At 65.4% G+C, this 20442-nt stretch carries 19 protein-coding genes; 11 read left to right on the top strand and 8 right to left on the bottom strand.

All coding sequences use genetic code 11. The features are described 5' to 3' along the window. Window positions 1-53 precede the first annotated feature (53 nt). On the top strand, window positions 54-722 hold the full coding sequence (locus S58_RS17285; RefSeq protein ID WP_015666637.1) for a class I SAM-dependent methyltransferase: 669 nt from the start codon (window positions 54-56) through the stop codon (window positions 720-722). A gap of 36 nt (window positions 723-758) precedes the next feature. Here S58_RS17285 and S58_RS17280 read toward each other — a convergent pair whose 3' ends face one another. Both S58_RS17280 and secG read right to left on the bottom strand, forming a co-directional pair. Continuing rightward, window positions 759-2390 (bottom strand): CTP synthase, encoded by a 1632-nt coding sequence (locus tag S58_RS17280; RefSeq protein WP_015666636.1) that lies wholly within the window; start codon window positions 2388-2390, stop codon window positions 759-761. Between the two features lie 167 nt (window positions 2391-2557). Then, the gene (gene secG / locus S58_RS17275; RefSeq protein ID WP_015666635.1) at window positions 2558-2941 is read right to left on the bottom strand and encodes a preprotein translocase subunit SecG; all 384 of its coding nucleotides are present in this window, start codon (window positions 2939-2941) and stop codon (window positions 2558-2560) included. A 212-nt stretch (window positions 2942-3153) separates the two neighbouring features. Here secG and S58_RS17270 point away from each other — a divergent pair, with 212 nt between their 5' ends. Both S58_RS17270 and S58_RS17265 read left to right on the top strand, forming a co-directional pair. Beyond that, window positions 3154-3720, top strand: a complete 567-nt coding sequence (locus tag S58_RS17270) for a helix-turn-helix domain-containing protein (protein WP_015666634.1) — start codon at window positions 3154-3156, stop codon at window positions 3718-3720. A 2-nt stretch (window positions 3721-3722) separates the two neighbouring features. Next, window positions 3723-4250: a GNAT family N-acetyltransferase gene (locus tag S58_RS17265; protein ID WP_015666633.1), complete on the top strand. Its 528-nt coding sequence runs from the start codon at window positions 3723-3725 to the stop codon at window positions 4248-4250. A gap of 47 nt (window positions 4251-4297) precedes the next feature. Here the strand turns inward: S58_RS17265 and tpiA are convergent, their stop codons facing one another. Continuing rightward, window positions 4298-5053, bottom strand: a complete 756-nt coding sequence (gene tpiA / locus S58_RS17260; RefSeq protein ID WP_015666632.1) for a triose-phosphate isomerase — start codon at window positions 5051-5053, stop codon at window positions 4298-4300. Window positions 5054-5275: 222 nt separating this feature from the next. On the opposite strand from tpiA, the gene S58_RS17255 reads away from it, so the two are divergent. From S58_RS17255 to S58_RS17235, 5 genes are all read left to right on the top strand, one after another. Continuing rightward, window positions 5276-7183 (top strand): peptidylprolyl isomerase, encoded by a 1908-nt coding sequence (locus S58_RS17255; RefSeq protein ID WP_015666631.1) that lies wholly within the window; start codon window positions 5276-5278, stop codon window positions 7181-7183. Window positions 7184-7201: 18 nt separating this feature from the next. After that, a complete protein-coding gene (gene trpD, locus S58_RS17250) occupies window positions 7202-8215 on the top strand; it encodes an anthranilate phosphoribosyltransferase (RefSeq protein WP_015666630.1) in 1014 nt (337 codons plus the stop codon). Window positions 8216-8231: 16 nt separating this feature from the next. Then, the gene (trpC, locus tag S58_RS17245; RefSeq protein ID WP_015666629.1) at window positions 8232-9053 is read left to right on the top strand and encodes an indole-3-glycerol phosphate synthase TrpC; all 822 of its coding nucleotides are present in this window, start codon (window positions 8232-8234) and stop codon (window positions 9051-9053) included. Between the two features lie 6 nt (window positions 9054-9059). Next, window positions 9060-9554, top strand: a complete 495-nt coding sequence (gene moaC, locus S58_RS17240) for a cyclic pyranopterin monophosphate synthase MoaC (protein ID WP_015666628.1) — start codon at window positions 9060-9062, stop codon at window positions 9552-9554. A 148-nt stretch (window positions 9555-9702) separates the two neighbouring features. Next, window positions 9703-12426 carry a bifunctional diguanylate cyclase/phosphodiesterase gene (locus S58_RS17235; protein ID WP_015666627.1) on the top strand — a complete coding sequence of 908 codons (2724 nt, stop codon included), beginning with the start codon at window positions 9703-9705 and terminating at the stop codon, window positions 12424-12426. 254 nt (window positions 12427-12680) lie between these two features. Here S58_RS17235 and S58_RS17230 read toward each other — a convergent pair whose 3' ends face one another. Next, window positions 12681-14015 carry a S41 family peptidase gene (locus S58_RS17230; protein WP_042339710.1) on the bottom strand — a complete coding sequence of 445 codons (1335 nt, stop codon included), beginning with the start codon at window positions 14013-14015 and terminating at the stop codon, window positions 12681-12683. Between the two features lie 505 nt (window positions 14016-14520). Here S58_RS17230 and S58_RS17225 point away from each other — a divergent pair. Then, the gene (locus S58_RS17225) at window positions 14521-15657 is read left to right on the top strand and encodes an alpha-hydroxy acid oxidase (RefSeq protein WP_015666624.1); all 1137 of its coding nucleotides are present in this window, start codon (window positions 14521-14523) and stop codon (window positions 15655-15657) included. Window positions 15658-15702: 45 nt separating this feature from the next. Continuing rightward, entirely contained in the window at window positions 15703-16332 is a 630-nt protein-coding gene (locus tag S58_RS17220) for an HAD family hydrolase (RefSeq protein WP_015666623.1), read from the top strand. Window positions 16333-16721: 389 nt separating this feature from the next. Here S58_RS17220 and S58_RS38160 read toward each other — a convergent pair whose 3' ends face one another. Together S58_RS38160 and S58_RS17210 are read right to left on the bottom strand one after the other, a co-directional pair. After that, on the bottom strand, window positions 16722-17075 hold the full coding sequence (locus S58_RS38160) for a hypothetical protein (protein WP_015666622.1): 354 nt from the start codon (window positions 17073-17075) through the stop codon (window positions 16722-16724). A 172-nt stretch (window positions 17076-17247) separates the two neighbouring features. Next, window positions 17248-17877 carry a 2-hydroxychromene-2-carboxylate isomerase gene (locus tag S58_RS17210; protein ID WP_015666621.1) on the bottom strand — a complete coding sequence of 210 codons (630 nt, stop codon included), beginning with the start codon at window positions 17875-17877 and terminating at the stop codon, window positions 17248-17250. Window positions 17878-17912: 35 nt separating this feature from the next. Between S58_RS17210 and S58_RS17205 the strand changes: the two genes are divergently transcribed. Next, on the top strand, window positions 17913-18314 hold the full coding sequence (locus tag S58_RS17205) for a TfoX/Sxy family protein (RefSeq protein WP_015666620.1): 402 nt from the start codon (window positions 17913-17915) through the stop codon (window positions 18312-18314). Window positions 18315-18476: 162 nt separating this feature from the next. Here S58_RS17205 and S58_RS17200 read toward each other — a convergent pair whose 3' ends face one another. Both S58_RS17200 and S58_RS17195 read right to left on the bottom strand, forming a co-directional pair. Beyond that, entirely contained in the window at window positions 18477-19472 is a 996-nt protein-coding gene (locus S58_RS17200; RefSeq protein WP_015666619.1) for an alpha/beta hydrolase, read from the bottom strand. Window positions 19473-19478: 6 nt separating this feature from the next. Further along, complete coding sequence (locus tag S58_RS17195; RefSeq protein WP_015666618.1) at window positions 19479-20411, bottom strand: MBL fold metallo-hydrolase; 933 nt, start codon at window positions 20409-20411, stop codon at window positions 19479-19481. Window positions 20412-20442 lie beyond the last annotated feature (31 nt).

The raw sequence follows: 20442 nt of genomic DNA, 5'->3' as shown, positions 1-20442 counted from the left end.
GAGCACGCTTCGCGATCGAGCCGAGGCGCCATGACAAATTGCTGGGAATGCCAATGTCACACGACTTCCTCTCGTTCTTCACGGCGTGGATGGCGGCGCCGCGCCGCGTCGGCGCCATCGCACCCTCGGGCACCGCGCTCGCCGAACTGATCACGCGGGACATCACCGCCGACACGGGCCCGGTCCTGGAGCTGGGTCCGGGAACGGGCGCCTTCACCTACCAGCTGCTGAAGCGCGGCGTGCGCCAGCGGGATCTCACTTTGATCGAGTACGGCTCCGATTTCATGCGGCTGCTGCAGATTCGCTTTCCCGGCGCACGCGTGCTGTGGATGGATGCGGCGCGATTGGGGTCGGCGCAGCTCTACCAGGGCACGCCCGTCGGCGCGGTGATCAGCGGGCTGCCGCTGCTCAACATGTCGCCGCGCAAGATCATCTCGATCGTCGGCGGCGCGTTCAGCTATATGCGCCCCGGCGGCACCTTCTATCAATTCACCTACGGGATGCGCTGCCCGGTGCCGCGGCCGATCCTCGACCGGCTCGGCCTGCGCGCCACGCTGGTGGATCGCGCGCTCCTCAACGTGCCGCCGGCCGCGGTCTACCGGCTGACGCGACGGCCGCAATACAGGCTGCTGACGCGCGACGCCGCGCCGGCGGTTGATGCGGACGGCTCCCCCGCCGCGAAGGAGCACCGCGCCAGCGAGGAGTGCGTCACGCTTGCCTGAGCCGCCGCGGTCGGGGCATCAGTATCGTGGGCCGGCTCAGACCAGCCGGCTCTGCACCATCGCGGCCTGGATGAAGGACGCAAAGAGAGGGTGAGGTTCAAAGGGCCGCGACTTCAGCTCGGGATGAAATTGGACACCGATGAACCAGGGATGGTCCTCGTATTCCACGATCTCCGGCAGCACGCCGTCGGGCGACAGGCCGGAGAACTTCAAGCCATGCTGCTCGAGCCGGTCCTTATAGGCGGTGTTGACCTCGTAGCGGTGGCGATGCCGCTCGGAAATCTCGGTCGCGCCGCCATAGACGTCGGACACGCGGCTGCCGCGCTTGAGTGCGGCAGGATAGGCGCCGAGCCGCATCGTGCCACCGAGGTCGCCGCTCTTGGAGCGCTTCTCCAGCTCGTTACCGCGCAGCCATTCGGTCATCAGACCGACCAACGGCTCCTTGGTCGGGCCGAACTCGGTCGAGTTGGCCTCGGTGATCCCGACGAGGTTGCGCGCCGCCTCGATCACGGCCATCTGCATGCCGAAGCAGATGCCGAAATACGGCACGTCGCGCTCCCGGGCGAACTGCGCCGCGCGGATCTTGCCCTCGGCGCCGCGCTGGCCGAAGCCGCCGGGGACCAGGATGCCGTTGACGTGCTCGAGGAACGGCGCGGGATCCTCGTTCTCGAACACCTCGCTCTCGATCCAGTCGAGCTTGACGCGGACCTTGTTGGCGATGCCGCCATGCGACAGCGCCTCGATCAGCGACTTGTAGGCATCCTTCATGCCGGTGTACTTGCCGACGATCGCGATCGTGACGTCGCCTTCCGGATTGCGGACGCGCTCGTTGATCGTGTGCCAGCTCGAAAGCGCCGGCGGCACGCGCGGCTCGATGCCGAACGAAGCCAGCACCTCGTCGTCGAGGCCGGCGGCATGATAGGCCTCGGGCACGGCGTAGATGTTGTCGACGTCGCGCGCCTCGATCACGGCGCTTTCACGCACGTTGCAAAACAGGCCGAGCTTGCGCCGCTCCTCCTTCGGGATCTCGCGATCGGTGCGGCACAGCAGGATGTCCGGCTGGATGCCGATCGAGCGCAGCTCCTTGACCGAATGCTGCGTCGGCTTGGTCTTCAATTCGCCGGCGCTCGGGATGTACGGCAGCAGAGTGAGATGAATGTAGATCGCGTGATGGCGCGGCAGCTCATTGCCGAGCTGCCGGATCGCCTCGAAGAACGGCAGGCCTTCGATGTCGCCAACGGTGCCGCCGATCTCGACCAGCACGAAATCGTACTCGTCGTTTCCGGACAGGACGAAATCCTTGATCGCGTTGGTGACGTGCGGGACGACCTGGATGGTCGCGCCGAGATAATCGCCACGGCGCTCCTTGGTCAGGATGTCCTGGTAGATGCGACCGGTGGTGATGTTGTCCTGCTTGGTCGCAGGACGCCCGGTGAAGCGCTCGTAATGGCCGAGATCGAGATCGGTCTCGGCGCCGTCGTCGGTCACGAACACTTCGCCGTGCTGATACGGCGACATCGTGCCTGGATCGAGATTGAGATAGGGGTCGAGCTTGCGAAGCCGAACCTTGTAGCCGCGGGCCTGCAGCAGCGCGCCTAACGCGGCTGAAGCCAGACCCTTTCCGAGCGAGGAAACCACGCCGCCGGTGATGAAGATGTACCGCGCCATGGGACCCTACCTTTAATGCCGCGCGCTCGATTCGCCAAAACGAATCGCTTGCAGCCCGCAACGTTGTCGCGGGCCTGTGGGTGACGTCGAAATATGAATGGCCTCAGGGACTTGAGACCGTCTCATGATGCAGGAAGCCAATTGCTTTCCTGCATGGCTTCCCCGCTTTATTGCGATTGCGGGGCCTGCGGCGCGGCCGGAGCCGCGGGAGCCTGCTGCTCGTCGGCCTTCTTCAACTGGTCGAGCACACCGCCGCTGGTCGGCGCCACCGGGGTCGCTCCGCCCGACTGCGTCTGACCGGGCGTGTTGCCGAGAATCGATGTCGGCTTGCGGTCGTAGCCGGCCAACCAGGTCAGCGCCAGGCTGGTGAGGAAGAAGCCGACCGCCAGGATCGCGGTGGTGCGCGTCAGCAGGTTGGCCGTGCCGCGGCTCGACATGAAGCCGGCGCCTCCGCCCATGCCAAGGCCGCCGCCCTCGGATTTCTGCAACAGCACCGCACCGATCAGAACGGTGACGATCATGAGGTGAATGACGATCAAGACAGTCTGCATGGTGACCTTCCGTCACAAGCCCTCGCCAGACCCGACCGGAAGGTCGGGATCGCGAGGGCTTCGCGGGCTATTCGGAAATTTGCGCGGTGTTACACGATCATGTCGGGCAACGCCACCCCGCAGATAATCGCAGCCACACTCCGCACAAGCGCCCGTCGCGACGTTCAGCGCCGGGACTTGCCGGACAATCCGATTTCTATTATTAGAGACGAATGGATCTAATTGTGGACGATTTCAGTCAACGGCTCGCCCGACGCCTGCTTCTGGAACGGGACAGCCGTGGCTGGTCCCTGGCCGACCTCGCCGAACGCTCTGGCGTGTCGAAGGCCACGATCAGCAAGATCGAGCGCGCCGAGGTCAGCCCAACCGCGGTCGTGCTGGTCAAGCTGGCGAGTGCCTTCGATCTCACGCTGGCCGGCCTGATGCTGCGCGCCGAAGCGCAGTCGGAACGCTTGTCCAAAGCGGCCGGGCAGCCGGTGTGGCGCGACCCCGACACCGGTTACCTCAGGCGCCAGGTCTTTCTCAGGCCGGATCACCCGATCGAGCTGGTCACCGTCGAGATGCCCGCCCGGCGCAGCGTGACCTTGCCGGCCTCCTCCTACATCCACATCCGCCAGCTCGTCTGGGTACAGAGCGGACAACTGAGCATCACGGAAGGCGCGGAACGCCACGTGCTCGGCCCCGGCGACTGCCTCGGCTTCGGCCCGCCGATCGACACCACCTTTGCCAACGAGACCGACGCACCCTGCGTCTACGTCGTGGCGCTTGCCCGGAGTTGAGAATGTCCCCGATTCGAATCGCAGCCCTGACCGACACGCCTCCGATCCGGGCCGCGCTGACCGCGATGCTGATCGAGACGGTGGCGAATGGCGGCTCGGTCAGCTTCATGCATCCGCTCTCCCCGGAGGACGCGGACGAGTTCTGGCACGCCTCGCTTGCATCGGCCGAGCGGGGCGAGCGGATCGTGCTCGGCGCCTATGACGGCCAGGATGTGATCGCCACGGTGACGTTGCTGCTGAAATTGCCGCCGAACCAGCCGCATCGCGCCGAGATCGCGAAGATGATGACGCGCGTCAGCCACCGCAAACGGGGAGTCGCCACCGCACTGCTGCGTGCCGCGGAAGGCCTTGCCCGCCAGCACGGGCGCACGATGCTGGTGCTCGATACCGCCGTCGATGGCGGCGCCTCAGAGCTCTATGAAGGCCTCGGCTTCCAGCTCACCGGCATCATCCCGGACTACGCCTTGAAGCCGCATGGCGGCCTCACCGGCACGAAGATCTATTGGAAGCGGATCGGAGAGACGGCCTGAAGCGCGCGTTGGCACGCTTTGCTCAGACCGTCTTTCAACAACCGCCTTCAACACCCTTTCGCAATTGCGAGAAAATCCCCCGCCTTGAGGCTGGCGCCGCCCACGAGTGCGCCGTTGACGTTCGCGACCGCCATCAGCTCGGCGGCGTTGGAAGGCTTGACCGAGCCACCATAGAGGATGCGCATCCGCGCCCCCTCGCCGTTGAAGCGCTCGATCAGCAATTGCCTGATAAACGCATGGATCTGCTCGACATCTCTGGTGGTCGGCGTGAGTCCAGTGCCGATCGCCCAGACCGGCTCATAGGCCACGATGAGGTTGTCGGCCCGCGACCCCTGCGGCAGACTGAGGTTCAACTGGCCGCGCAGGATGTCCAAGGTCTGCCCGGCGTCGCGCTGCTGCTGGGTCTCGCCGACGCAGACGATGGCGACCAGTCCGGCGCGCCACACGGCTTCGGCCTTCTGGTGCACCACGATATCGCTTTCGCCATGGTCGGCGCGCCGCTCAGAATGGCCGACGATGATGGCGCTCGCGCCGGCATCCGCCAGCATCTCCGCTGCGATGTCGCCGGTATGGGCGCCCGACGCCTTGGCGTGGCAATCCTGGGCACCGACCGCGAGGGCCTTCGTACCGCGCGCCTTCTCGGCAAAGCCTGCCAGCAGGGTCGCCGGCGGGCACACCAGGAGATCAGCCTTCGCGGTGACCTCGGCGGCCCCCGCCAGCATCGCCTCGAACTCGGCGGCCGAGGCCTTGAGGCCGTTCATTTTCCAATTGCCGGCAATCAGGGGCCGGATGCGGTCGGTCATGGCGGGATTCCAGCAAACGTTGCGACGGACATCGGCTAGCAGAGCCCTTTGAGGAGTACCAGAGCGCGAACGCCCTTCCCACCGCTTCAATCCGCCTCAGAGCCGAGGTTGCGACCGGGCGGTTGCCTCTTTATAAGCCGTTTCAAATCGGTGACGCCCTTTTGCGGAATCTGCATCAAGGCGCGTCCTGTTCATCCCTTTTCCTGCAGACAGATTGGACCCATGCTTCGAGGATTACGCAAGGCCTCATCAAACTGGCTCGGCAAGACCATCATGGCGGTGGTCATGGGCGTGCTGATCGTCAGTTTCGGCGTCTGGGGCATCGCCGACATCTTCCGCGGCTTCGGGCAGTCGACGGCTGCAACCGTGGGACGTACCGAGATCTCGATCAACGAGTTCCGCCAGATCTACACCGACCGGCTGCAGCAGATCGGCCGCCAACTCGGCCGTCCGCTGACCATGGACCAGGCCAGGATGTTCGGGCTCGATCGCTCGGTGCTGCAGCAGACGATCGCGGAGGCCGCCCTCGACGAGCAGGCTCGCCGTCTTGGTCTTGGCCAATCCGACGCCGAGACCATGCGGGTGATCCTCAGCGACCCCAACTTCAAGGGCCCGAACGGCGCGTTCGACCCGCAGCGCTTCCAGGCCATCATCCGCAATTTCGGCTTCACCGAGCAGCGCTATCTGGCCGACCAGCGTCGGCAGTCGCTGCGGCGGCAGATCACCGGCACCATCGCCGCCGGGCTGGAGCCGTCCAACGCGATGCTCGATGCGCTGAGCCGCTTCCAGAACGAGCAGCGCTCGGTCGACTACATCAAGCTCGACGCCGCGCAGGCCGGCACCATCGACGCGCCCTCGCCAGAAGTTCTCGCGTCCTATTTCGACGAGCATAAAGCGCAGTTCAAGGCGCCTGAATATCGCAAGATCTCGTTTGTCTTGGTCACGCCGGAGGAGATCGGCAAGTGGACCACGGTGTCGGACGAGGATGCCAGGAAGCTGTTCGACCAGCGCAAGGCGCTGATGGGCACGCCGGAGAAGCGCCAGGTCCAGCAGATGACCTTCCCCACCATGGAGGAAGCCCAGGCGGCGCGGGCGCGGATCGCAGCCGGTGAAGTCACGTTTGACGAGCTCGCCAAGGAGCGCAACCTCAACCCGGCCGACCTCGATCTCGGGCTGGTCACGAAATCGGCGATCCTCGATCCTGCCGTCGGTGACATGGCGTTCTCGCTGCCGACCGGCGAGGTCAGCCAGCCGGTCAAGGGCGCGTTCAACGTGGCACTGGTGAAGGTCAGCGCGATCCAGCCGGGCCAGCAGCCGGAATATGAGAGCGTCGCTGCCGACATCAAGAAGGAGATCGCGGCCGACCGTGCCAAGTCGCAGGTCGCCACGCTGCGTGACAAGATGGAAGACGAGCGCGGCGGCGGTGCCAGCGTCGCCGAGGCCGCCAAGAAGCTCGGGCTCAATGCCGTGGCGGTCGAAGCGGTCGACAGGTCCGGCAAGCAGCCGAACGGCCAGCCGGTGCCGAACATCCCGCTCGGCCTCGACGTCGTGGCGCAGGCCTTCAACAGCGATGTCGGCGTCGACAACGAGCCGATCTCGTTCCGCGGCGGCTACGTCTGGTTCGAGGTTCTCGGCATCACCCCGCCACGCGACCGCACCCTCGACGAGGTCAAGGACCAGGTCGCAGCCAAATGGCGCGACGACGAGGTCGCGGCCAAACTGCGCACCAAGGCCACCGACCTGGTCAAGAAGCTCAACGAGGGCGGCAAGCTTGCCGATGAGGCGACTGCGCTCGGTCTCAAGGTCGAGACTGCCAGCGCGTTCAAGCGTGATGCGACCGTTCCCGGCGTCCCCGCTGGTGCGATCACGGCGGCGTTCCGCACGGCCAAGGATGGCGTCGGCCAGACCGAAGCGGAGGGTGGACGGCAGTGGATCGTATTCCGCGTGACCGACATCGTCGATCCCAAGGTCGATCTCGCGTCCGAAGACATCAAGAAGCTGAAGGACTCGCTGCAGCGCGCGCTCGCCGACGAGCAGGGCACGGCCTATGTCATGAAGCTCGAGAAGGACATCGGTACGACGATCAACGAGGCCGCCGTTGCGCAGGTGGTCGGGGGCAACAACCAGTAACGGACGCTGAGTGAGGCGATGAACGATCTCAAGTCGATCATTGGCAAGGTCGCGACCGGCGCGGCCCTGTCACGCGAGGAGGCCGCGTCCGCCTTCGACAGCATGATGTCGGGCGAGGCCACGCCGTCGCAGATGGGCGCGCTGTTGATGGCGTTGCGCGTGCGCGGCGAGACGGTGGACGAGATCACCGGCGCCGTCAGTGTCATGCGGGCCAAGATGCTGCGGGTAGACGCACCAGAGACTGCGGTCGACATTGTCGGCACGGGCGGCGACGGATCGGGCTCGGTGAACGTCTCGACCTGTGCCTCCTTCATTGTCGCAGGCGCCGGCATTCCCGTCGCCAAGCACGGCAACCGCGCCCTCTCCTCGCGCTCCGGCGCAGCCGACGTGCTGGGCGCGCTGGGCGTCAAGATCGATCTCAAGCCGGATCAGGTCGGGCGCTGCGTGCACGAGGCCGGCATCGGTTTCATGTTCGCGCCGGCCCATCATCCGGCAATGAAGAACGTCGGCCCGACCCGCGTCGAGCTCGCCACCCGCACGATCTTCAATCTGCTCGGACCGCTGTCCAACCCGGCGGGTGTCAAGCGCCAGATGGTGGGCGTGTTCTCGCGCCAATGGGTCGAGCCCCTGGCCCAGGTGTTGAAGAACCTCGGCTCGGAGGCTGCCTGGGTGGTGCACGGCTCCGATGGTCTCGACGAGATCACCCTGACCGGCCCGACCTTCGTCGCCGCGCTCGACCACGGCCACATCCGAACCTTCGAGATCTCGCCCGAGGAAGCCGGGCTCGGTTTGTGCGGAAGCGACGGGCTGAAGGGCGGCGACGCCGCGGCCAACGCGGTGGCGCTGCAGAGCGTGCTGGACGGCATGCCGAGCCCCTATCGCGACGTGGCCCTCCTCAACGCCGCCGCGGCGCTGGTCGTTGCCGGCCGCGCCAAGACGCTCAAGGAAGGCGTCGCCATCGGCAGGGACTCGCTCGACAGCGGTGCCGCCGCCGCGCGGCTGAAGCAGCTGATCGAAATCTCCAACAGCTGATCTATCGGAGCGCGCCATGTCCGACATCCTGGCCAAGATCGAGGCCTATAAGCGCGAGGAGATCGCGGCCGCCAAGCGCGCCTCTCCGCTCGCGGAGCTCGAGTCCCGAGCGCGCGAGGCCTCTGCGCCGCGCGGCTTCGTCGCGGCGATCCGGCGCAAGCACGCGAACGGCGACTACGCGCTGATCGCCGAGGTCAAGAAGGCCTCGCCGTCGAAGGGCCTGATCCGCGCCGATTTCGATCCGCCCATTCTCGCCAAGGCCTATGAGGCCGGCGGTGCCGCCTGTCTTTCGGTGCTGACCGATACGCCGTCGTTTCAGGGGCATCTGGACTTCATGGTCGCCGCACGCGCCGCGACCGCCCTGCCCGTGCTGCGCAAGGATTTCATGTTCGACACCTATCAGGTGGTCGAGGCCCGCGCGCATGGCGCCGACTGCATCCTGATCATCATGGCCGCGCTCGATGACGCAGCCGCTGCCGACATCGAGGCTGCCGCCATCGCCCACGGCATGGACGTGCTGATCGAGATCCACGATCGTGCCGAGCTCGACCGCGCCCTGAAGCTGCGCTCGCCGATGATCGGCATCAACAATCGCAACCTGCGCACCTTCGAGACCACGCTGGCCACCTCCGAAGCGCTGGCGCCGCTGGTGCCCAAGGAGCGCCTGCTGGTCGGTGAGAGCGGCATCTTCACGCCGGCGGATCTCGCGCGGCTGTCCCGCGTCGACATCCAGACCTTCCTGGTCGGCGAAAGCCTGATGCGGCAGGCCGATGTGACGGCGGCGACGCGCGCCCTGCTCGCGCGTGATGCGGCTTCTTCCGCAAGCGCGGCCGAGTAGCCGGCCATGGCTGACCGATCGCCTGACGGACCGTCGCTCACCCACATCGATGCCCGCGGCGAAGCGCGCATGGTCGACGTCTCGGACAAGGATGCAACAGAGCGGACTGCCACGGCCGAAGGCCGTGTCGTGATGAGCCCGGCGACGCTGGAGCTGATCGTGTCAGGCAACGCCAAGAAGGGCGACGTGCTCGGCACGGCCCGCATCGCCGGCATCATGGCTGCGAAGCGGACGTCCGAGCTCATTCCCCTGTGCCATCCGCTGGCGCTGTCCAAGGTGACCGTCGACATCGCGACCGACGCCGCCCTGCCCGGCTGCATCGTGAGCGCGACCGTCAAGGTGACCGGGCCGACCGGCGTCGAGATGGAGGCGCTCACCGCCGTGTCCGTCGCCTGCCTGACCATCTACGACATGATCAAGGCCGCCGAGCGCGGCGTGCGCATCGAAGGTATTCACCTGACGGAGAAGATCGGCGGAAAATCCGGACATTATCGCGCGTAATGGTATCTGGAGACCAAATACAACCTCAAATTAAGCGTTCGCTAACTCAACTTGCTAACCTCACTTCCATCGCGGGCTTGTAGCGATAGAGGTGGGAAGGACGTCAACGTCCGTCCCGGAACGCTAATTCGAGCGTGTTTTGGGACCGATGACGACAAAGGCCAGCGCAGCACGCGCCATCAGAGCTTCGACGGACCATGGCAGCCCGATCCGCTGGCTCGTAGGCGGAGGCCTCACGCTGATTGCAGCCATCGCGATCGGCGCCACGATCATGGCCGACAGCTTTCGGCAGCGCGCGCTCGACGGCGCGACGCGACAGCTGGAAAATACCGTTCTCCTGCTCGCACGCCATTTCGACCAGCAGATGGAAGACCTGATCGCGATTCAGCGCGATCTCGCCGACTACGTCCGGCAGAGCAGGATCGACGACAGCGCGCGCTTCCGCGAGCAGATGGGAACGGCGCAAGTCAACGCCATGCTGAAGGGCAAGCTGAGCGCGCTGTCCTATGTCGGCAGCGTCAGTATCTTCGATTCCGACGGCAACCTGATCAATTCCGCTGCGAACTGGCCGGTGCCCAAGGTCAGCATCGCGGATCGATCCTATTTTCAGCGCCTGAAGTCCGATCCTGCGGCGCCGCAGATGCTGATCGAACCGGTCGTGAGCCGCGTCACCGGGACGCTGATTGCCGTCATCGCCCTCAAGCTGACCGGTGCACACGGCGAATTCCTCGGTGTCATCAGCCGCGGTCTCGAACCGGTCAATATCGAACGGTTCTTTGCGTCCGTCGCACTCGGCCCTGACGCCGCGATATCGATGATGCATCGCGACGGCACCCTGCTGGCACGCCACCCGCGCTACCAGGGCATGATCGGTCAGAACTATCGCGACGCGCCGATCTTCCGCCAGATCCTCGCGGACGACGGCAACACCACTGGCATCTTCAGCAGTCCCGTCGATGGCGAGCAACGGATCGGCGCCTCGCACCGTCTGACGAGCTATCCGCTGATCGTCACCGCGACGACGACGAGATCGGCAGCACTCGCCGACTGGCGCGAGCAGATGCGATTTCTGATTGGCGTTGGAATCATATCGGTCGTCCTGATCGCCGCCATGCTCTACGTGGTCGTCCGCAGGCTGCTGCGGGACCACGAGGCGTCCAACCTGCGCTTGATCCTGGAGAAGGAACGGCTCGACAAGGCCGTCAACAACATGACCCAGGGCCTGTTGCTGTTCGATGCATCGGAACGCCTGGTGATCAGCAATCAGCGCTACATCGACATGTACGGGCTTTCGGCCGACATCGTGAAACCCGGCTGCACCTTCCGCGAGCTGATTGCTCATCGCAAAGCCTCCGGCTCGCTCGCCGGCGACGACAGCGAATATGCCGATGCGGTGCTGCGTGACATCGGCCGCAAGACCTCCCAGATCATCGAGACCACGGACGGACGCTGGATCCAGATCGTCAACGAGCCGATCGCCGGTGGCGGCTGGCTCGCCACCCATGAGGACATTACCGAGCGCAAACGCTCCGAGGAGCAGATCACGCATCTGGCGCACTATGACGCGCTGACGGATCTGCCGAACCGTACCCTGTTCCACGAGCGCCTCAAGGAGGAGCTCGGCAACGTCCCCCTCGGCCACAGGCTCGCCCTGCACTACATCGACATCGACGAGTTCAAGGGCGTCAACGATTCGCTCGGCCATCTCATCGGCGACGAGCTGTTGAAATCCGTGGCGGCAAGCCTGAGCGCCTGCGTCGGCAAATCGGGCTTCGTCGCCCGCCTCGGCGGCGACGAGTTCGCAGTGGTCCAGACTGCGATCCGCAACCGCGAGGACGTCGAGCAGCTGATCGAGGATATCCTCACCGCGATCCGCGCCCCGCGCGACTGTCTCGGCCATCAGCTCACTGCAGACGCCTCGATCGGCGTGGCGATGATCCCCGAGCACGGCACCAATCTCGACCAGATCATGAAGAACGCCGATCTGGCGATGTACGCCGCCAAGGCCGCGGGCCGCCGCACCTGGCGCTTCTTCGAGCCGGAGATGGATGCGCAGGTCAAGGCCCGCCATCAGCTCGAGGTCGACCTGCGCCAGGCAATCCTCGACGATCAGCTCGAAGTGTACTACCAGCCTTGTCTGAGCCTGCAGGACGACCGCATCGTCGGCTGCGAGGCGCTGGTGCGCTGGAAGCATCCCACCCGCGGCTACGTCTCGCCGGCCGAGTTCATTCCGATCGCCGAGGACACCGGCCTCATCCACCAGCTCGGCGAACGCGTCCTCCACGTCGCCTGCACCGAAGCCGCGACCTGGCCGGACGACATCCGGCTCGCCGTCAACGTCTCGCCGGTGCAGTTCAAGAGCGGCACCCTGGCGCTCAAGGTCGCCAATACGCTTGCGACCTCCGGCCTGTCGCCACACAGGCTGGAGCTCGAGATCACCGAGGCCGTGCTGATCCGCGACGACGATGCGCTCGACACCCTGCACCAGCTGCGCGCACTCGGCGTCCGCATCGCGCTCGACGATTTCGGCACCGGCTACTCCAGCCTGAGCTATCTGCAGCGGATTCCGTTCGACAAGATCAAGATCGACCGCTGCTTCGTCAAGGACATCACCGAGTCCGAAGGGTCGGCCAGCATCGTGCAGGCCGTCGTCAACATCGCCGCGACCCGTAAGATGTCCACGACCGCGGAGGGCGTCGAGACCGAGGCGCAGCGCCAGGTGCTGAAGCGGCTCGGCTGCTCGGAGATGCAGGGCTATCTGTTCAGCCCTCCGAGGCCGGCGGCCGAAGTGAGAGGCCTGTTCGCCGCGCATCGCGCCGATGGCCGCACCGCCAGCTCATTTGGACGCGGTCCGCGTTCGGATGCGGCCTGACGCCTGCCGGTTCCGAAACCGATAAATACCGTCGAAATTTGAGCCGTTTTCACAGGCCAAATCCAAACCGTATCTGCCGATCGCACCGTCCGCTGCTTGAACGCGTGCGGCGCAATCTGAATTATCGACACAGACGGACACGAACCGTGTTCGCCTGTACACAACTGGTCAAAAACCGCGACGGGACGGCTTCAAAGCCGCCCCGTCGGGTCTGAAGGCCACCGACGCCGCAGCGGTTCTGCGGCTCCCGAAATTCAGTTCGGCACCGCCGCCTTGGCGCGGACGTCGGCATTGACGGTGACGCCGCGCAGCACGTTGAACGCCGCGTGCAGGGCCTTGTCGTCCTTCTCGTCCGGCGGAACGTAGGATTGCGAGCCGGTCTGCTCGGTGCCGTCGGCGGCAGACAGATGGCCGCGCATCCCAGCTTCACCCTTGATGTCGGTGCGATCCTTCAGCTCGTCCGGAACGTCCTGCTTGACCTCGATGTCCGGCCCGATGCCCTGCGCCTGGATCGAGCGGCCCGACGGCGTGTAGTAGCGCGCCGTGGTCAGCGCCAGCGCGCCGTTGCCGGCGCCGAGCGGAATGATGGTCTGCACCGAGCCCTTGCCGAACGAACGGGTTCCGACCAGCGTCGCGCGCTTGTGATCATGCAGCGCGCCCGCCACGATCTCGGAGGCCGAGGCCGAACCGCCGTTGATCAGCACCACGAGCGGCTTGCCTTTGGTCAGATCGCCGCCGCGGGCGGTGAAGCGCTGCGTCTCCTCGGGATTGCGTCCCCGGGTCGAGACCACCTCGCCACGCGGCAGGAAGGTGCTCGAGACCGACACCGCCTGGTCGAGCAGGCCGCCGGGATTGTTGCGCAGGTCGACCACGTAGCCGACGAGCTTCTCCTGCGGAATATCCCGGGAGATGGTGGCGATCGCCTTGCGCAGGCTCTCGGTCGTCTGCTCGTTGAACGAGGTGATCCGGATGTAGCCGATATCGCCGCCCTCGGTGTGATAGCGCACCGGGCGCACGCGGATGATCTCACGCGTCAGCACGACATCGAGCGGCGCGTCCTTGCCCTTGCGGACGATCGTCAGCTTGGTCTTGGTATCGACGCCGCCCTTCATCTTGGCGACCGCCTGTTCGAGCGTCAGGCCCTGCACGGCATCGCCATCGATCTTGGCGATGAGATCGCCGGACAGGATGCCGGCCTTGGACGCAGGCGTATCGTCGATCGGCGCGACCACCTTGACGAGGCCATCCTCCATGGTGACCTCGATTCCCAGTCCGCCGAATTCGCCGGACGTAGTCTCCTGCATGTCGCGCCAGGACTTGTCGTTCATGTAGCGCGAGTGCGGATCGAGCGAGGACACCATGCCGTTGATGGCGCCCTCGATCAGCGCGGGATCATTGGGCTTCTCGACGTAGTCGGCGCGAACACGCTCGAACACGGCGCCGAACAAATTGAGCTGCGAATAGGTATCGGCCATGCCGGCCGCCGCCTTGGCCCGGGCAACGAGTTGCGCGCCATCGGGCCCCGTGACCATCAGGGTCAGTCCGATGCCGGTCATCGTGCCCGCCAAGAACAGCCAGTTTTTCCGCATTGCTTTGCTTCCCGAGCGTTTGTTTTGGTGGCCGGCCGATTACATTGTCCGAACGCGGCGCCGGCAGGATTGGCTTACGAACTCACACCACATTTCCGGTTTCTTCAAGGCCGATATTCCAGCGGACGTTCCTGCCCAAGACCTGGACACGGCCTGTCCGAGGCCCGCACAAGGTTCGTCCGAGACCCGCCAAAGGCCTGCCCGAGGCGGGCGGGGCTATGGCCGAAATGGACGTTCGAAGCCCGAAATCAAGATCGCGATCGTGCCTCGCCCCCCGCGTGGTTGCAATTTTCCGGTCTTTCACGGGCCTACGGTGATCACAACTCAACGAGTCGTGTCCGCTGGCGCGAATCACGGCCTCGCCCACGCTTACGCCCCGCGCCAATCCTGCGCAAACCAGGGCGCAATCGGCTCCCGCGCGGGCCGCAGTTCGGAATGGCTTGCGCATGGCCCGTTCGATGGGTGATGTTGGATAACAAATGATAACGCGTGCTGGGAGGCAGGCATGAACCAACAGACCCCGATCGAGGCCGGGTGGCGCAATGTCGAGCTCGGCGCCAGCGACGAGAAGTTCCAGAACCTGCACGAGTTCATCCGCAAGGCGCGCGCCCTGCTCAACCAGAATGCCTGGGACTACATCGTCGGCGGCACGGAAACCGAAACCACGCTGCGCCGGAACCGGATGGCGCTCGACGAGATCGCATTCCGTCCGCGCGTGCTGCGCGACGTCTCCACGGTTGATGCCTCGGTCGAGACGTTCGGGCGCAGGCTGCGCCTCCCGGTCGTGCTGGCTCCCGTCGGCGCGCTCGAGATCTTCGATCCGGCGGGTGCCGCCAGCGTCGCCCGCGGCGCCGGTCGGTTCGGCGCGGCGCACATGCTGAGCTCGGTGACGGAGCCCGGTCTGGAAAAGACCGCAGAAGCAGCGCCTGATGCGCTGCGCATCTTCCAGCTCTATGTCCGCGGCGACGACGCTTTCGTCGAGGACTATGTCAGCCGCGCCGTCGCCAATCGCTACACGGCATTCTGCCTGACCGTCGACACTGCCCATTACAGCCGCCGCGAGCGCGACATCGCCAAACGTTACGTGCGCGAGAGCCGGTTGCGCGCCACCGGCGGCGACCACCAGAAGGCGCTGAGCTGGCACACGGTGAAGCTCATCAAGGACAAGTTCAAGCTGCCGCTGATCATCAAGGGCATCGCCACCGCCGAGGACGCACAGATCGCGGTCGATCACGGCGTCGACTGGATCTATGTGTCCAATCATGGCGGCCGCCAGCTCGATCATGGCCGCGGTGCCATGCATGTGCTGCCGGAGATCGTGCAGGCCGTGAAGGGCCGCGCCAGGATCATGGTCGACGGCGGCTTCTGCCGCGGCACCGACATCGTCAAGGCGATCGCCTCCGGCGCCGACCTCGTCGGCATCGGCCGGCTGCAATGCTGGGCGCTCGCCGCCGCCGGCGAGGACGGCATCCTGCGCATGCTGGAGCTCCTGGAGGACGAGGTCATTCGCACGCTCGGCCTGCTCGGCGTCACCTCCTTCGCCGAGCTCGATCCGAGCTACCTGCACCCGGCGACCGCCACCAACATGCCGGGCGTGTTCAGCGCGTTTCCGCTGGTCGACATCGAGCCGTACCGCTACTGAGGAGGACCTCCGAGGGCTTTCCCTCGGATCAAGACGCGAGTTGCGATGCTCCCTTCCGATCTCCGCCCCGGCGCGGCCGATGCGCTGCTGTTCGATCTCGGCCGCGTCGTCATCGACATCGATTTCGTCCAGGTCGTCTCGCGCTGGGCCGCGCATGCCGGCTGCGCGCCGGAGCATCTCGCCGGGCGCTTCGTGCGCGACGAGATCTATCACGGCCACGAACGCGGCACGGTCTCCGACGCCGCCTTCTTCGCGCATCTGCGCACCCGGCTCGGCATCGACATCAGCGACGCCCAGTTCCTCGAAGGCTGGAATGCGATCTTCGTCGGCCCGATGCCCGGCATCGCCGCGCTGCTCGCCCGCGCGGCCGAGAGCCTGCCGCTCTACGCATTCTCCAACACCAACCAGCCGCATATCGCGCACTTCTCGCCTGTTTATGCCGACCTGCTCGGTCACTTCCGCGAGATCTTCCTGTCGTCGTCGATCGGGCTGCGCAAACCGGATGCCGAAGCGTATGACCACGTCGTGCAGGCGATCGGCGTGCCCGCCGAGCGCATCGTGTTCTTCGACGATCTCACCGAGAACATCGATGGCGCCCTCGCCAGCGGGCTGAAGGCCGTGCTGGTGCGCTCGACGGGCGATGTGGCGATGGCGCTGGAGGCGTTGGGCATCTGATCGCACCTCAACGCGAGTAGCATGGCCGACACACTCGCAAGAATGCGGATCGGCCTGCGGCCCCTCCGAAACCTCCGCTGTTGTCCCTGCGAACGCAGGACCCATAACGACAGGGGGCAGTGATAAAGCAAGACGCGTCCGGCATCCGGCGTAACAACCTCTCCCTGTGGTCATGGATCCCGGGTCGGCGCCCCGCCGCCGCTGGCGCGGCGTCGGGACTTGCCCGAGACGACAGCGGAGGGCGGCGCTAGATCAAAGCTCATAAAAGTTGACGCGACGAGCGGATCACGAGGAGTGCGCAACGACGAAACTCCCCTTCTCGGTCACTGCAAGCAAAGCAGGGAAAGTCGAGGGTCCCGCGGAGAAATTCTGAATTGCGGCGCTCACAATCACGGCGTCCAATCATGCAAAATTGTTCTCGCGGCACGACGTGCCCGAGTAATGCTGATCTCGTCCACCCTCCTCCAACGGAGGGCGCAGGGAATGCCGGGCTGCAGGCCGCAACCCATGGCCCGCCTGCAGAAAAAAAGCAGGCGGCAGTCACCACAGGTCCAGCCGACATCCGGCATTCCCTGCGCGATGGTTTTCACGCTTATTTCGCGATCTCCCCGGTGCTCCGGCTCTTTGGCCACCGTCGCCAGCAGGATCATCATCACCCGCCAACTTGGCATCAGCGTCGGGATGCCAGGACCACGCGACTTCACGTCCGCAAGATGCCGTTCGTCCGCGCGCCATCCGAGCACGCTGCGACATCCTGCGGCCACCGCATCCCGCGCTCCACGTTCGTGACGACCGCGAAGCGCCCCTCCTATCGAGCACGGGACCAAATCAACATAGCATGTTTTCTGATTTTTAGAAGCCCTTTTTTGCACGGCTTCACGCCGCGCCCGGTCCTCGGTGCATTGCCTCCTCGCGTCAAGCCGGCTGCCTCGCAGCGCGATTGATCTTCCAGGCCAGGACGTCGAGGCGATCCGCGCCGAAAAAGATCTCGCCGTTCCAGACGAATGTCGGCGTTCCGAATACGCCGCTTTGGTAGGCTTGCACAGTTTGCTGGGTCAGCGCGTCGTGGACGCTCGGATCACCGGCTTGTTCCAGCAGGGCCGGATCGCCGCCGGCGCGGCTGAGGAGCTCCCGCAGGACAGCAGGATGAGAAATGTCTTTCTGCTCATGCCACAGTCCGTCGAAGATCGCGCTTCGAAAGATCTTCTCCGTTGGTCCCGAAAGCAGGGATGCGACACACAGCGCGGGGACCTGGTTCGGCCGCGCCGGGCACTTCCAGGATGGCCGACAAGGCGCCCCATAAAACTCGGCCATGCGGCGAATGTCAGCCATGAGGTAGGCCCGTTTTGGCGGTATGAGCGTGTCGACATAGGGCGCCCACGGGTCTCGACCGTTTTGCAGATTGAGGATGACGTCGATGAAGATCGGACGTCCGACCCATTCGACGTCGTCCGCAAAGCCGAGATTCCCTTTGCGGACGCGATAGTCGGCGAAGTAAGCGTAAGGCGACCTGAAATCGTAATAGGTTTCAATTCTGGCGGTCATTCTCGCCCTGCCCCTTTGCAGTCCAGGCCCTCGTCATGGTGGCAACTCCGGACTATGTCGAATTCCTGCGCGAGCAGTTCGCGCCGCTCGGCCCGATTGCGACACGGCGCATGTTCGGCAAGACCGGCGTCTTCCATGACGGGGCAATGCTTGGCGTGGTCGCGGACAATACCCTGTATTTTCGGGTCGACGACGACAACCGCGTGATGTTCGCAGAAGCCCGGTCGCATCCGCCCCTGAGCTACATCAAGAACGGCACCTCGATCGACCTCGCCTTCTGGCGTGCGCCGGATCGGCTGTTCGATGATCCCGAGGAGTTCGCCAACTGGGCGCGCGCGGCGCTGGCCGCGGCCCGACGGGTCGCGACAAAGAGAAATAGCGCTCCTCGAAAGAGAGCTCCTCGAAAGACTCGGCCGGGGAAACAGCATGACCGATGACACGCGCGGGATCGCCTCGGGCCGCGCGCGACTCACCACCGAGATTGCAGGCCGAGGTGAACCCGTCATCGTCCCGCATTCAGCCGTGCTCGATCACTTTCTTTGCCGGAGGCGGAAGCCGTCTGCCGTCTCGCGCGGCAAATCGACGACACGCAGGCACCATCAACTCGCCGGGTGGGCGCGCTCGTCGAGAAATCCGATCACCGCATCGAAGGCCTGCCGCCGATTCCGTTCCATCAGGATCATGTGGGTGCCCTGCCCGACCTCGACCAGGCGCTTGTAGGGTGCGCTCGCCAGGCGCGCGAACAGATCGTGCGCCATGTCGAAACGGACGTCGGCGTCCCATTCCGCTGCCAGCACCAGAGCCGGACAGGTGATGTCATCCGGATCATAAAGCGGATCGCCGGCGGTCCAATGCACACGCACGTCCTGAACCGCGCCGGACGGCGCGCGGATTGCTCCGTCGTGCGGCGAGCCCGGATCGGTCGCGAGCGTCACCTTCTCCCAGGCTTCGAACCAGCCGTCCGGGATGAGTTCGCGTCGCGCATGCTCCGGGGCCGCGCCACGCCATGCGGCTTCGAATGCGCGCGGGCTGACGATCCGGTAGGCGCCGAGCGGCCCGCCGGCATCGATGCGCAGCGGCCTGTCGGACAACCAGAGCGGCGTGACCAGGACCAGCTTTGCGACTTTCGCGCTTGCTCCGCTTGCAAACATCCCGGCAATGGTCGCGCCCCAGGACATGCCGAGCACGTTGACGCTGACGACGTCGCGATGCCGGCAGATGAAGTCCACCGCAGCGCTGAAATCCTCCACGGCGGTCCGTGCGGTGACCAACGGAGAACCGTCCTCCGGCGCACGCGACATCGCCGGCGGCCGGCTGGAGCCGCCATAGCCGCGCGCATCGACCGCCCAGACATCGTAACCGGCCTGCGCGAGGACATCCATGAAGGACGCGCCGGCGACCGCGACGTCGAACAGGCTTGCCGACGAGAACGTTGCGCCATGCATCATCACGAGCGTGCGCTCCGCCGAGAAGCGCTCGATATCGGCAAGGTGCTTGTTGATGAGATGAAGCTGCACCTCGGGCTCGGGGCCGGCGATCAACCGGCTGTCAGAGATGATGCGCGGAAAAGACGAGTCGTTGGCGGTCATGGTCATGTCAGCTCATACGAACTGCCAGGCGAACCGGTCGCCGTCGCGGCTGATCCGGCCGGCCGAGGATTCGGCAAAGTGGGTCGTGAAGACGAGAGCGCCGGTCTCCGCGGCATGTTCCATCGCCCATCGGCGTGACGTCAGCGCCGCCTGCGGAAATTCGCAGTAGACCGAGTTCCAGTCGGGACGCGCGACCTGCAACGGATGATGCATCACGTCGCCCCAGAACAAGGCGCGCTCACCGCGCGAGGTGAAGCTGATGCAGGCGTGATCGATGCTGTGACCGGGGCTCGGCAGGAAGCGGAAGCCGTCGGCGACCTCCGAACCGTCCACCACGACCTGCCGCGCCAAGCCTGCCTGGACGACCGGCCGCACGCTATCTTCGTAGACCCCGGGCAACGGCGGATGCAGCATGGGACCCAGCCTGGCCGCATCTCTGATGGCGGCATCCGAACCATCGCCAGCCGACAATGCTGCGAGATAAGCGAGCTCGCGACCGGAGAAGACGTGGAGGGCGTTGGGAAAGACCGGCACCCAGCGGTCACCGGCGAGAGAGGTATTCCAGCCGACGTGATCGGCGTGCAGGTGCGTCATCAGGACAAGGTCGACATCGTCAGGGGCAACGCCCGCGGCCCGCAGCCGATCGAGAAACGGCTCGTTCAAGCGATGCAGAACTGCCGCGCCGGGCCGCTCCTTGTCGTTTCCTGTCGCTGTATCGATAAGGACCACTCGCTCCGGCGTCTGCACCAGCCAGCTATGGATGCTCAGGCGCAACGCGCCGGTCCGCGGATCGACTGATCCAGGCCCAAACCGGCCGCGCTCCCGCGCGATGCTGGCGGGGTCGATGCTGGGGAAGAGAAACTCACCTTCGACGGCATCGAGGCCGATCTCGAAGATCTTGGTGATGGTGGCGTCCCCGACGCGATGGGTCGTGCTGTCTTGCATGCTTGCTGCCTCGATCCGACGATGATCTTGT

The organism is Bradyrhizobium oligotrophicum S58, from assembly GCF_000344805.1.
GTDB classification, from domain to species: Bacteria; Pseudomonadota; Alphaproteobacteria; order Rhizobiales; family Xanthobacteraceae; genus Bradyrhizobium; species Bradyrhizobium oligotrophicum.
This window is presented reverse-complemented; position numbering and strand designations above follow the sequence as displayed.

Coding starts and splice junctions, on each gene's coding strand:
- S58_RS17285 (WP_015666637.1), top strand. CDS start 54: ATGTCACACGACTTCCTCTCGTTCTTCACGGCGTGGATGGCGGCGCCG.
- S58_RS17280 (WP_015666636.1), bottom strand. CDS start 2,390: ATGGCGCGGTACATCTTCATCACCGGCGGCGTGGTTTCCTCGCTCGGA.
- secG (WP_015666635.1), bottom strand. CDS start 2,941: ATGCAGACTGTCTTGATCGTCATTCACCTCATGATCGTCACCGTTCTG.
- S58_RS17270 (WP_015666634.1), top strand. CDS start 3,154: ATGGATCTAATTGTGGACGATTTCAGTCAACGGCTCGCCCGACGCCTG.
- S58_RS17265 (WP_015666633.1), top strand. CDS start 3,723: ATGTCCCCGATTCGAATCGCAGCCCTGACCGACACGCCTCCGATCCGG.
- tpiA (WP_015666632.1), bottom strand. CDS start 5,053: ATGACCGACCGCATCCGGCCCCTGATTGCCGGCAATTGGAAAATGAAC.
- S58_RS17255 (WP_015666631.1), top strand. CDS start 5,276: ATGCTTCGAGGATTACGCAAGGCCTCATCAAACTGGCTCGGCAAGACC.
- trpD (WP_015666630.1), top strand. CDS start 7,202: ATGAACGATCTCAAGTCGATCATTGGCAAGGTCGCGACCGGCGCGGCC.
- trpC (WP_015666629.1), top strand. CDS start 8,232: ATGTCCGACATCCTGGCCAAGATCGAGGCCTATAAGCGCGAGGAGATC.
- moaC (WP_015666628.1), top strand. CDS start 9,060: ATGGCTGACCGATCGCCTGACGGACCGTCGCTCACCCACATCGATGCC.
- S58_RS17235 (WP_015666627.1), top strand. CDS start 9,703: ATGACGACAAAGGCCAGCGCAGCACGCGCCATCAGAGCTTCGACGGAC.
- S58_RS17230 (WP_042339710.1), bottom strand. CDS start 14,015: ATGCGGAAAAACTGGCTGTTCTTGGCGGGCACGATGACCGGCATCGGA.
- S58_RS17225 (WP_015666624.1), top strand. CDS start 14,521: ATGAACCAACAGACCCCGATCGAGGCCGGGTGGCGCAATGTCGAGCTC.
- S58_RS17220 (WP_015666623.1), top strand. CDS start 15,703: ATGCTCCCTTCCGATCTCCGCCCCGGCGCGGCCGATGCGCTGCTGTTC.
- S58_RS17210 (WP_015666621.1), bottom strand. CDS start 17,877: ATGACCGCCAGAATTGAAACCTATTACGATTTCAGGTCGCCTTACGCT.
- S58_RS17205 (WP_015666620.1), top strand. CDS start 17,913: ATGGTGGCAACTCCGGACTATGTCGAATTCCTGCGCGAGCAGTTCGCG.
- S58_RS17200 (WP_015666619.1), bottom strand. CDS start 19,472: ATGACCATGACCGCCAACGACTCGTCTTTTCCGCGCATCATCTCTGAC.
- S58_RS17195 (WP_015666618.1), bottom strand. CDS start 20,411: ATGCAAGACAGCACGACCCATCGCGTCGGGGACGCCACCATCACCAAG.